The 10,961-nt window shown below is 38.6% G+C and carries 16 protein-coding genes and 1 pseudogene; 4 read left to right on the top strand and 13 right to left on the bottom strand.

From position 1 onward, the window contains the following. Positions 1-79 precede the first annotated feature (79 nt). The 5 genes from H9630_RS18605 to H9630_RS18585 form a co-directional block, all read right to left on the bottom strand. A complete protein-coding gene (locus H9630_RS18605; protein WP_191716966.1) occupies positions 80-352 on the bottom strand; it encodes an AbrB/MazE/SpoVT family DNA-binding domain-containing protein in 273 nt (90 codons plus the stop codon). A 75-nt stretch (positions 353-427) separates the two neighbouring features. Further along, on the bottom strand, positions 428-571 hold the full coding sequence (locus tag H9630_RS18600; RefSeq protein ID WP_191716965.1) for a hypothetical protein: 144 nt from the start codon (positions 569-571) through the stop codon (positions 428-430). After that, positions 555-1,721 carry a relaxase/mobilization nuclease domain-containing protein gene (locus H9630_RS18595; protein WP_191716964.1) on the bottom strand — a complete coding sequence of 389 codons (1,167 nt, stop codon included), beginning with the start codon at positions 1,719-1,721 and terminating at the stop codon, positions 555-557. Before H9630_RS18595 ends, H9630_RS18600 begins: the two co-directional genes overlap by 17 nt. After that, positions 1,688-2,017, bottom strand: coding sequence for a plasmid mobilization protein (locus tag H9630_RS18590; RefSeq protein ID WP_225218656.1), 330 nt, complete (start codon positions 2,015-2,017; stop codon positions 1,688-1,690). The genes H9630_RS18595 and H9630_RS18590 overlap by 34 nt, the downstream gene beginning before the upstream one ends. Positions 2,018-2,344: 327 nt before the next feature. After that, positions 2,345-2,569 (bottom strand): hypothetical protein, encoded by a 225-nt coding sequence (locus H9630_RS18585; RefSeq protein ID WP_191716963.1) that lies wholly within the window; start codon positions 2,567-2,569, stop codon positions 2,345-2,347. Positions 2,570-2,687: 118 nt separating this feature from the next. Here H9630_RS18585 and H9630_RS18580 point away from each other — a divergent pair, with 118 nt between their 5' ends. Continuing rightward, entirely contained in the window at positions 2,688-3,254 is a 567-nt protein-coding gene (locus tag H9630_RS18580) for a hypothetical protein (RefSeq protein WP_191716962.1), read from the top strand. Positions 3,255-3,413: 159 nt separating this feature from the next. On the opposite strand, the gene H9630_RS18575 is transcribed toward H9630_RS18580, so the two are convergent. The 7 genes from H9630_RS18575 to H9630_RS18545 form a co-directional block, all read right to left on the bottom strand. Further along, positions 3,414-3,977: a site-specific integrase gene (locus tag H9630_RS18575; RefSeq protein ID WP_191716961.1), complete on the bottom strand. Its 564-nt coding sequence runs from the start codon at positions 3,975-3,977 to the stop codon at positions 3,414-3,416. Next, positions 3,974-4,186 (bottom strand): hypothetical protein, encoded by a 213-nt coding sequence (locus H9630_RS18570; RefSeq protein WP_191716960.1) that lies wholly within the window; start codon positions 4,184-4,186, stop codon positions 3,974-3,976. Before H9630_RS18570 ends, H9630_RS18575 begins: the two co-directional genes overlap by 4 nt. A 375-nt stretch (positions 4,187-4,561) precedes the next feature. After that, positions 4,562-5,044 carry a hypothetical protein gene (locus H9630_RS18565; RefSeq protein WP_191716959.1) on the bottom strand — a complete coding sequence of 161 codons (483 nt, stop codon included), beginning with the start codon at positions 5,042-5,044 and terminating at the stop codon, positions 4,562-4,564. Between the two features lie 179 nt (positions 5,045-5,223). Further along, positions 5,224-5,751: a hypothetical protein gene (locus H9630_RS18560; protein WP_036811059.1), complete on the bottom strand. Its 528-nt coding sequence runs from the start codon at positions 5,749-5,751 to the stop codon at positions 5,224-5,226. 484 nt (positions 5,752-6,235) lie between these two features. Then, the gene (locus H9630_RS18555) at positions 6,236-6,430 is read right to left on the bottom strand and encodes a hypothetical protein (RefSeq protein ID WP_191716958.1); all 195 of its coding nucleotides are present in this window, start codon (positions 6,428-6,430) and stop codon (positions 6,236-6,238) included. A 162-nt stretch (positions 6,431-6,592) separates the two neighbouring features. Next, the gene (locus H9630_RS18550) at positions 6,593-7,060 is read right to left on the bottom strand and encodes a hypothetical protein (RefSeq protein WP_191716957.1); all 468 of its coding nucleotides are present in this window, start codon (positions 7,058-7,060) and stop codon (positions 6,593-6,595) included. A 126-nt stretch (positions 7,061-7,186) separates the two neighbouring features. Beyond that, positions 7,187-7,693 (bottom strand): DUF3916 domain-containing protein, encoded by a 507-nt coding sequence (locus H9630_RS18545; RefSeq protein WP_191716956.1) that lies wholly within the window; start codon positions 7,691-7,693, stop codon positions 7,187-7,189. 221 nt (positions 7,694-7,914) lie between these two features. On the opposite strand from H9630_RS18545, the gene H9630_RS18540 reads away from it, so the two are divergent. Next, positions 7,915-8,697: a hypothetical protein gene (locus H9630_RS18540; protein WP_191716955.1), complete on the top strand. Its 783-nt coding sequence runs from the start codon at positions 7,915-7,917 to the stop codon at positions 8,695-8,697. 26 nt (positions 8,698-8,723) lie between these two features. Here the strand turns inward: H9630_RS18540 and H9630_RS18535 are convergent, their stop codons facing one another. Further along, positions 8,724-9,077 (bottom strand): hypothetical protein, encoded by a 354-nt coding sequence (locus H9630_RS18535; RefSeq protein ID WP_191716954.1) that lies wholly within the window; start codon positions 9,075-9,077, stop codon positions 8,724-8,726. 344 nt (positions 9,078-9,421) lie between these two features. On the opposite strand from H9630_RS18535, the gene H9630_RS18530 reads away from it, so the two are divergent. Continuing rightward, a complete protein-coding gene (locus H9630_RS18530; protein ID WP_191716953.1) occupies positions 9,422-9,949 on the top strand; it encodes a MerR family transcriptional regulator in 528 nt (175 codons plus the stop codon). Between the two features lie 449 nt (positions 9,950-10,398). After that, a pseudogene (locus H9630_RS18525) lies at positions 10,399-10,961 on the top strand (cytosolic protein); the annotation flags it as partial.

The raw sequence follows: 10,961 nt of genomic DNA, 5'->3' as shown, positions 1-10,961 counted from the left end.
GCGTGAAAAAATCCCCTTTTCAAGACCGGGAAAGGCCTTAAAAAAGGGGAATGTGGCTGAATGGCTTATGTTTCACTTATCAGCTGTTTTCTTTTTGCAGTTGATCGAACAAAATCTGAGCGCCTTCCGGACTTAAAATCAGTCCCGGAGCAAACTCTTTGTTTTCTGCCAGTACCTGACCGGTTACAGCACAAGCGCGATGCGCCTGGTATTTCTTCAATAGCACAAAGTCGCCGTCCACGAAGATTTCCATGGGATCGCCTTCATTTAAATTCATGGTTCGTCTTAATTCGATGGGAAACACAAGACGGCCTAACGGATCTATTTTTCGTATAACACCGGTACTTTTCATTTTTACACAACCTTACCTTCAGTTTTAAAATCTCCACCAGTTTATCATTCATTGGTTGGGATTTAAATCCATTCTTTAAGGCATTTCTACTCCCATAAGGGAGAAAAGGAACTTAATCACCAGATACACGGGAACGATGAATACAGCCGTCCCTAAGCCGTATTTGGCGACATCTGACCAGTAATTGAGTAATGCCCCTTTTCTAACGTTCTGGACCATGGCCGCGCTCCTTTTCTCGAGATCGTTCATGTTTTCGTTCATTCTGCGGTTCATCTGGCTCATGCCGTTGCTCAACATGCCCTCGATCGCGCTCATTTTCTGGACGGTCGTTTCGTTGTTCACTGCCATCTCGCTCGTGCCAGTTTCCAAGTGCTGCAGAAGCTGATTCCCGTAATTGCGCTGCGTGTTCTCGAGCGCTTTCAAAATCGAAATCATCTGTTCCTGGACGTCCTGGCTGACTTTCGTGATTTTGGCCAGTTCGTTGTCCAGCGTCATTTGACTGGTTCCGTCCTTGTCCATGTGGACCCGAATGTAACTTTTCATCAGCGTGTTGAGTTCGTTCGTTTCTTTCATCAGTTTTTCCAGTTCGTTCGAATTCGGCAGAGGCTGCGTCTGATAGATTGGCGCTTCCTCGCTCTTGACCTCGTTCAATTTGTCTTTCAAACTCATGCGTCAACGTCTCCTTTTCATAAGCCAAGCCTAGTTTTGTTCCCCGGACAAACCGTTCAAAATCCGGGTGCTTAAAGCTGATGTTTTTATTGGTGATTTTGGTTTCAATGCCAAACTGCGTCTTTAATTTCTCTGCCAGATCGGGCAGGCTGGTCGCCTGGCCTTTGATGCTGTCGATGCTTTCGCGAATCTCGTCTTTCCAGCTGTCTTTCCCTTTTTCTAGCAACGCTTTTTCAGCAAGAGTGTAGCGAATTTGGGCCGTTGGTTCTTTGACGATCGACAAGCCGTTTGCCAAACAAAGTTGGTCACTTTGTTCCCGAATTTTGTACAGGTCTTTTTTAGCCGATTGATACTTGCTGCCATTTTCGAAACTGACGGCATTAATCACAATGTGATTGTGAATGTGGTCTTTGTCGGTATGCGTATAAACCACCGCTTCATGCCCCTTGGCAATATTCCGGGCTAAGTCTTGGCCGATTTCGTTTGCTAGTTTAGCCGTCACTTCGCCTGGTTTAAACGATTGAATGACGTGATGGGCCTGAATGCCTTCCGTCTTGCCCCAGAGCTCTCTGGTGGCTTTAAATTGTGCCTTGGCATATTCTGCCGGACAATCCACTCCGCCTCGTTCTTTCGCGCGCTTTTCGGCATATGAAATTAGCTTTGTCGCTACTTTTGTATTGCCGAGTTGAATTGTTGCCATAAGGCGTGCAACTCCTTCTCTAAGCGCTGCACTTCCTCTTTCGGAACTGCCGCCCCCTCATTGGCTCGCTTGGACAACTGATTGACGTTGTTTCCAATCGCACGCAATTGCCGAGCCATCTCAAACGCCCCCTCCCGATCAATCTTGGGAGGCGTCATTCTCGCCCCTTGCGCCTGCTTCTTACAGAAGGTCGGCACACTCATTCCAGCAGCTTGAGCCATCTGCTCAAGCTGCTGGAATTCGAGGTCGTTCACCCGAAATTTAATCTGTCGATTCTCTTTCCTGTTCTCTCCCAAAAGACCGCCCCTCCTTTTCAATCTTCGATTGAAATTATGCTTCCTACTCGTTGGTGTGCTCCGAGTATATCAGCATAATAGAGGGTTGGCAAGCTTCGTAAATGGTACCCATTTACAGCTTGTTGGGGAGTCCCCCAATCCCCCGAAGACCTTGGGCGTTGCCCAAACCCACAAGGGAAATGCTTTCCCTTGACCCTCCCCCAAAAGACAAAAAGAAGGTTTCCGGCATGCAGCTGATCGCTCGTCCCGGAAACCCAAAAGCAAGCCGATGGCCAAACGTTTTCACGTTTAGCAGCCGGCCGATTCAATATGAATTATTAAATCTTTTTAAAAAATATTAGACTGAGTATAGAGTGCATAGAAAGAGTAAATTACGATAATAACGCCAAGTATTATATTTAAATTCTTTCTTTTTCCATTTTCATTTTTCAAAGTTAAGAAAAATATACCTGAAAAAAAGAAACCTATAAACCAGCCGATTCCGATTTGCAAAAAGGCTAAAACGAAACCTATGAGTCCAATAACTTGGAGTATTCGTGTTGTGCTAATCATTTAATGAGCAACTCCTTATTTCCAAAAATGGAAAAATTATTTAAAAAAATATATTAATATATTTTATTTAATGATATCATAAAAAAAGTAATCAGAAAATAGAGAAAAGAGGATGGAAATGAAAAGGAAAATTTTAATTTCTACAGTAACATTTGCTTTAATGACAGGGGTTGCAGCTCCATTTGCTGGTGCTACATCTCCGCAAACATACGAATCTTCTCCTTTGAATACAAAAGAAACTCTTTCTGACGGAACAATCGTTGAAACTGTTTATGAAGAAGGAGATGTGCCAATTCCGTATAATACCCCAACTTCAAAAATTTCAGTTGACAGATTAGCACTTTCTTCTAACTCGGTAGTTTCTCCTGCTGCTGTATATGGATCTACGTGGATTTCAGCCGGTACTAAAAAATACTCACAAAAAATGGTCTGGACTACAGCAGCTGCAGCCTCAGCCGGTATTGGATTATATTTGAAAATCCCACATTTTTCAGGAGCCGCACTTTTAATAAACTATGTAATCGCCAACAAAAATAGCTGGGTTTACTATTCGGATAAACAATACTTTAGAATGGCCGGAGCTACCCTACAAATCAAGCATGTAGTTACATTCTATAAAGATTCAGCAAGAACTAAAAAAATAAATAGCCAAACCTACATCACTAATGATAATGGCGGTAAATAATTGATTTTAATTTCAGAGGAAAGATCCGAAAAGAAATTCTTTTCGGATCTTTTTGTTTATCCTTCTATCCTCATATTTTTTCGTGTTGACGTTCTCAACTACATACTGTATCTCTGTATAATTCAGAACAAGCATTTGAAAAATATACAGAATCTCTTTTTAGAGACGAAATGCCTTCAAATTGCTTTCAATCTGTTCCGCTGTGATGCCGATGTAGCGCAAGGTGATCTGCGGATGGGCATGGTTGAGGATATTCTGCAGTTCGGCGATGTCCTTAAATTGCTTGTAATGCCAATACCCAAAGGTCTTACGCAGCGTGTGCGTGCCGATGCCATCCGGCATATCGACCATCTGGGCCGCCTTGTTGAGCTGGCGATAGGCCTGGACTCGTGTAATCGGCCCGTCGCCCTTACGGCTCGGAAACAGCCACTCAGACGCTTCTAAGGACTTGATGTACCTATGCAACTCGTCGTAGATGTTGCCGAGGTGGATCGTCCGGCGTTTGCCGGTCTTGCCTTCACGCAGCGAGACGACTCTCTTGCCCCGGATCTCACTGGTTTTGATCTTTAACAGGTCCCCGACACGCAGGCCTGAATTGATGCCGAGAAGAAACAGGATATAGTCCCGTTCGCCGCACCAGTTCTTCAAACTCCATTTCATGTCCTCGATTTGATCCAAGGACCGGATTGGCTGCACATCTTTGATTTCATTCTGCTTGGTCATGGATGGGCGTTCTCCTTTTGAGTGGATGCTTCTTCTTGTTTCTTACGGGCTTTTTTTCTCAATAATTCCGTCACAATAATTCCGCCCACAATGTAGGCAACGAGTACCCAGCGTTGTGTGCGATCGGTCAAACTGGATTGGGTAATCAAAAAGGCAAAAATAGCGCCCACAATCACATAGACTCCCCGATAAGTTAGGATTTCTTTCATGTTTTCGTCCCCCTAAACAGGTGTTTCCGATTCCTTTTCCCTCTTTTTGGGTTTTTAATAAGGGCGATGGGTTGTTGAGCGTGGTTTAGTTTTGCCGGAAACACCTATGTAGCGAACTATTTAAGGCGATTCCGACCAAAAGAAAAAGAACCCGCCAACGAAAGACGAGCCCAATAGAATCAACGTTTTGAATGTATCTTTTTTTCTAGTAATTTCAGTTTCGTCGTTTTTTTCTAGAAAGTCAATGGAATCAGGGATTTGAATGTAACTTAATTAGACTTATGTTACATTCAAATATTTACATAATATCTTTATATTCAAACCATTTGAGGACTTGTATAGCCAAAAAGAACACAAATAATAGATGAAAATGAATTAGTTCACTTCTACTACAAACGTATAAGATACCTCCCCATTTTGCCATTCGGCGAATACTTCATAGACATAGCGGCCTTCACTGGATGGAACCACAAAATGATTGTTTGCTAATTTGATTTTCTGACCTCGCTCATCTTCATTCCAGAGATAGACAGACTGTGCAGGATCTTTTTCAATTTCAATTAGGACATCTGTGTTTGGTTCTACTTTAATGGCATTGAAACTTTCGGCTATTTGGGATGGAGACGAAGCATCTGTTTGAACAACTTCACTTCCATCCCCCTTTTTTCGTTCCCACATGCTATTTCCTTCTTCCATCTCATACGTTTCCCCGTTAACGATGACCGTTCCGGTCATGGATGGAGGAAAATCACTTGAAGGCTCTTCTGCTCCATTCACCACTTCAGAAGGATCGTTCGCACAACCCGTCAATAAAAATAAAAGTAATACCACTGCAAAAAACAAACTAGTTAACTTCATGCCTCATTCTCCTTTTTATTTAAAAGATTTTAAATAGAGCATGAAAACGAACCCTATAGTTTACCAGTTTTTGAATGTAACTTAATTAGGATTAAGTTACATTCACATGAGACAAAACTGTCTGGATTTCAGATGGTTTTTCATTAAATGCGAACCTTTTGGTCGGTTCAATCTCCTCATCAGCTACGCCAGATATCTTTGAAGTACTCGGACAATAACCCCTTTCCTTGGAACCTGTCTTCCAGAACAACTTGCAATTGTTGAAATTCGTTCTTCAGTTCGGCTTCACTAGAGTGAAGGGAACCTATGTAAGAATACCGATATATGGGGTCGTCTGGGTTTAGTTCATGGGCACGTTTCAACATCGATTTACCTTTTTCTTCCCAGTCTTCATAATCACCAAAGTAATACGGAAACAGAGAAATCATCCATCCGAAAATCCAGAGGAAATCTTCACAATCCTCGAAATTAGCTAACCCAAAATTCGTAACTTGAACTAATATGGCCGTTAACTCATCCAAGTCTACATTTTTGACCCCTAGAGGGACATCTTCGACTAAGAGATACCAACAAAAGAAACCAAGGCGAATATTCACTTTTAAGTCCTGAGGGTTTTCCTGCCAGTTCTTTATTAAAAGCGATCTAGCTTTATTCCACTTTTCCTGACTTTCTAATGCATCCACTTCTGTCCATTGCCAATCTATCACGGTGCTTCACCACCTATCTTGAGTACTTGATTTGAATGTAACTTAATTGCTAATAAGTTACATTCAAAAACTTTAAAATCTGATTTTGAGAAAAAACGAAACCTCACTGGAGAAAAATGGTATATATGATATCAAGTAAATTATTAAAATTTTTCTAGCGAAAGGGACGATGACATGTTTAAATCTAATCTCATGAACCAGCTACTTCAAATCGTCGGAATGTGGACGGTGTACTTTCTAATCTTATTCACTAGTCATTCCTTTTCCTATTCTCAAAATAAACCCTTTTTTCTTATTGCTACAGTATTTTATGTTTTACTAACTATGTTTTTCCTTTGGAGAATTAAACATCCTAGTAAAAAAGTGCAATCAGAAGAAAATAGAGTTTGAAAATAAGGCAGAGTAACAACGAAGGCCAGATAGGAGAGCTCTCTTATCTGGCCTTTTGAATGACTACCGGTAGTCCAATAAATTTTGTTTCTATTTAACTACCGGTAGTCGTTTTATTAGGAGTGGTTCGTGTAGATTTTCTGTTCTTTTTGTGATTTATGATGATCAAAGTAATTCCTAAAAGACCAGCGATTACCGTTAAAATAAATCCGCCTGTTGAAAGATCATAAATTAAAATGGCTGTAAAAAAGATAACTATCAAAGCATGATTTAAGTGATACTTGCTCATATTTCTACCTCGCTTTTCATTAGATTATTTACGTGCTGGGGTGACCAATAAATCTTAGAAGCGAATGTAACTTAATTAGCATTAAGTTACATTCGTTTTTCGGCTATTTTATTAAGTAAAGTCAAAAGAAAAGATTTTAAATAAGGCATTGGCAAGACGCATTTAATTCCACGTTGCAATTGTACATTCTCGATCTTCTAGCCAAAAACTATAAATTTCATTTTGATTCATGTTCACTAGTTTTATTCTTTCGTAACTGGTTTTTGGCAACTCGAACTGCAACTTCTGAATATCCTTTATCCAAAAAAACTTTAAGTCAGTAGAGTTTTCCATTAAAAATTCTTCGATGGCAGAATTGTAAGTTTGAGACGGTATTCTTAAGAACCTAAACGAATGGCTTGTACTAAGCACTTCGGCTTGCTTTAATACTTTAACTACTGGCAGGTGGGGAATACATACAATCAAAGAAAAATCGTTCTGGATTAACTGGCTAGTGATTGCGTCAAAAGAAACTTTTCGCATTTCCTTCAATCTGTCTGGTATCGTATCCGATTCATAAGGAACTGGAAATAAAAATTCAAACCGATCTTCCAGGTTTTCTAAATCTCTCTTTGTATAGAGTTTTTCCATAACAACCTCCTATATTCATTTTCCGCTGTAATTCTTTCGGGAAAGTGAATGTAACTTAATTCCCATTAAGTTACATTCACATCCTTTTCATTTAGAATTTTTTTCTGATTAAAAATGCTCCTTAGTTTATTCGAGTTCCCCTACAAACCAAATTTCACTTTCAAAATACCCATCTTCATCATCAATAACTTCTTTAAAACCTGCTATGGCTAGATCGTCCGGAATGGCTAACCCCCATTCAGTTTGAATGTTTCTGTTAGCCGAAAGAGGAATCCACTTGTAGTAGTCGCTATCCCTGTTAAAGAATTCGTTAAAATAATCTTCCCCTTTGAAGATGATGATTTGTGAATTCCATAAACCAGGCAAGTCAATTAAGACCACTACACGATATTTCTCGTCATCATGTGGCTGTAATTCTTTAAGATATTCTGCACGATCCAATAGCATTTGAATGCACAGCCGTTTGACCTTCCGAGGAGTTTTATCGGAACTGATAAAGCCTTGCCCAACCGGTAAGCGTAAATGCCAGTAACCGTTGTAAAATTCCGTTGGAAACGCCATTGTGTATTTTTCAATTAGGTTGACCATATCCTCAGTCTTCCGCTTAATCCCTCGAACTTTTTTCTCGCGCATCTATAATTTCTCCCCACTTTCAGTATCATGTGCTGAAATTAATACGAACCAATTTTATTAGAATTGAATGTAACTTAACTGCACTTAAGTTACATTCAAAAGACTGAAAAACAAGAAAAGATTCTTCAATATACAAATAAAAGTTTTTTCCATTATTTTCTTTAAAAACCTTTTTTAAGTGTTATATTTATATATGCAATTAAATACAGGAGGTTTCTATTATGGATAAAAAATTCTCAGTACCAGCAAAAAAAATTATTTCTTTACTCTGTGCTTTCCTTTTAGTTTTTGGATTGTTAACTCCTTCTTTTACTAACACTGCAAATGCAGAAACTGATGTTTCACCCACTAATGATTATATAATCGAAAAAGAACTTTATTTTTTGAACGATGAAAAACAAGAAATCGTATTAAATCAAGAAATCGTAAATATTGAGAACCAAATAAATGATTATCTTGATGAAATTCCTTACACAGAAGAAGAGTTCGAAGCAATGAGTGAGGAAGAATTTGAAGAAGTATATAACACATACTTCAATGATATAGAATTTCTAAACCTTGAAAATGAACATGAAGAAGCGTTTGAATTATTGGAAGCTCAACAAGGAAACATGCAGCCAAGAATTGCTCCTATACTTGTTCCCATTCTTGCAAATGTTGCAAGAGTCGCACTACAAACTGTTGTTAAACAGGGTACTAGAGTTGCATCTACCTACTTAAAAAAACATTTGAAAACTATTGGTAAAAATTATTCAGTCAAATGGAATGTGAAAAACTCTCAGGGCAAAGTTACAACATTACTAATGATTCAACATAAGCCTACAAAGCAACCTGTATTTAGATTAGATAATGGTAGCTTGCATGCACATTTAACACCAGGTACATCTACTTGGTATTGGCACTTTCACATAGGTGGAACTCCAACTGCTATGAAACAACATTACTCTCTCAGATCTATAATACCTTCGAAGTATAAACCAAAATCTAGTTTAACTTTATATTAAAAATAAGGAGCACTTATAATAAATTATTATAAGTGCTCCTTATTTTTTTTATATAAAGATATTGGAGGACGAGGTTTACTTCCTTCACTTATCTCATTTACGAAAAAGATATTAGAATTAACTTCTCCGTATTGTCCAACGTAAGGCATTTCTAGAGATTCAAATAGTTCAACGTCATCGTCTGCTACATTAATGACAAATGTCTGGTAGTCTTCCAAATCTGATGCAGTAAAATCTCTTACAGACTCTCCTTCTTTCAAGGCTTCATCAATCATTTTTCTTAATTCTAGTAAAGCTTTCTTATTACCTACAATAAATGATTCATGATGGGGCATATATTGTGCGTAAACATGAAGAAAATTGGTAGATTTAAATGTCATTTATTCTGCCTCCTCTTAATAATATTATCATAAATACCTTAATTAGTTTTATAGCTTTAATAACCTTCGTTTACTTCGTAAAAAGAAAATGAAGGATACTTTTTTCTTTTTTATTACTGTGAGAGCCGTTCTAGTGTATTTAATTTCGGGTCTTAGGATAGTAGTGGAGTTATTTTCTTCTCATTCTCTTCTATGAATCTCATTTTTACGATTTTACTCTCTACAGCTTTAGTAAGTCAGGTGTGAAGTCTCGTGATAAGATAAAAACAACCAGAATACCGATATGAAGGCTTTTTCCACATGATGATGACGTGATGATGTGACGATGAAAGGTGATGATAATATTGAAAGAATGGTATACCATTGGTGAATTAGCAGAGAAAACCGGAATTGCTGAGCCCACTCTAAGGAGATATATAACGAAGTTTCATCCTTATTTCACCAGTAAAGGCGGTAATCGCGCCAAGAAATATAACGCAACTGCAATTCCTCTCTTAGTCAGAATCAAAGCACTATACGATGCTGGCTATGAAACTGCAGGTCTAGCTGACATAATCAGACGTGAGTTTCCTGTGATTATTCATGATAACAAGGATAGTGAAACCAAAGAAAGCCAGTCTGCGCCTGTATTAGCGACTACTGAAGACGTGGCGGAGTTAAAAAAAGTTTTAACTGAAGTGAATCAAAAATTAGCAAAACAAGAAGAGTTTAATGCTTTGCTTATTCAAAAATTAGAGAATCAAAATCGCTTTATTAAAGAGGCACTAGAAAATCCAGCCCCTTTATTTTTAGAAAAAAAGACGGATGAAGAAGATGCAGCCAAACCAGTCAAAGAATTAAAAAAAGGGTTTTGGAGTCGTCTCTTTAAATAATTGTTCATAGAAAAACACCCCGAAAGGGTGTTTTGGAATTGATTGGATTGTCTTGTTTGTATTAAAAATGGTTCTTTCATACGGTTCGTTCTATGTATCGTGATTTAACGCATTTTTAAAATCCTCTTATTTGCTGTTGCTTTGCGGAAATTTTATCTGTAGAATTGTCAGTAATTAGAATATGAACGGAAAAAGAACCTCAACTGTTTAAAGGTGCGACCAACACCATTTAAACCGTTCCCCCTATTCTTGGTAGGGAAAACACTTGTCGAAGTTCTTGTAACTAACTTTAGTTATGCCCTTTATTTTAAGGGGTAATGCAGTTAGTTTCAAGTAAAATTATTCGCTTCAACTAATTTTAGTTGATTTGAGTAAAAAAGACGCTGTTTCCCCCCTTATGTTTATCGGGAAACAGTGTCTTTTTCTGTTCCAAAAAAGGAGCAAACCCAATGACACTTTTAACAGCGTATAACCAGGACGTACAACGTTATTTTCAAGGCAGTTACTGCAATAAAATCCGCAAGGAAACTATCCTTTCCACGATTGAAGAGAAAGTTTTCAAGATGGGAAAAAGTTTTGGCCAACTGTTTCCAAATAAACGAAAACAAGTGTTGGATGAAATCATTTATTTACTGAGTGGCCGAGGCATTTGCAAAATCGGTGCAGATAAACTGGCGGAAAAGGTCAATTGCTCGGTCCGCACCGTAAAAAGTGCTGTCGCTTCGATAAAAGAAACGGATCAACTGGTTGTGGCCCGGCTAGCAGATGACAAGGCAGGGAAATACATTTTCGTATACAAAGAACACCCGAACTTCCACCAAATTTTAAAAGAGGTCTTTTTCCTTGATTCACTGCCTGTATCGGATGCAGTTGCACCTCCTTTTGCACCTCTAGTTGCACCTCTTCAAAACGCTGAACCTGTTGAGGCTGTAGGCGTAGAAGGGCAAAAAACGAGTTCTAACCATATTAACTCTTTTAATTCACTACAAGAAAGAGATAGTATACAGCAAGC

This window comes from Planococcus wigleyi, assembly GCF_014836985.1.
GTDB lineage: Bacteria > Bacillota > Bacilli > Bacillales_A > Planococcaceae > Planococcus > Planococcus notacanthi.
This window is presented reverse-complemented; position numbering and strand designations above follow the sequence as displayed.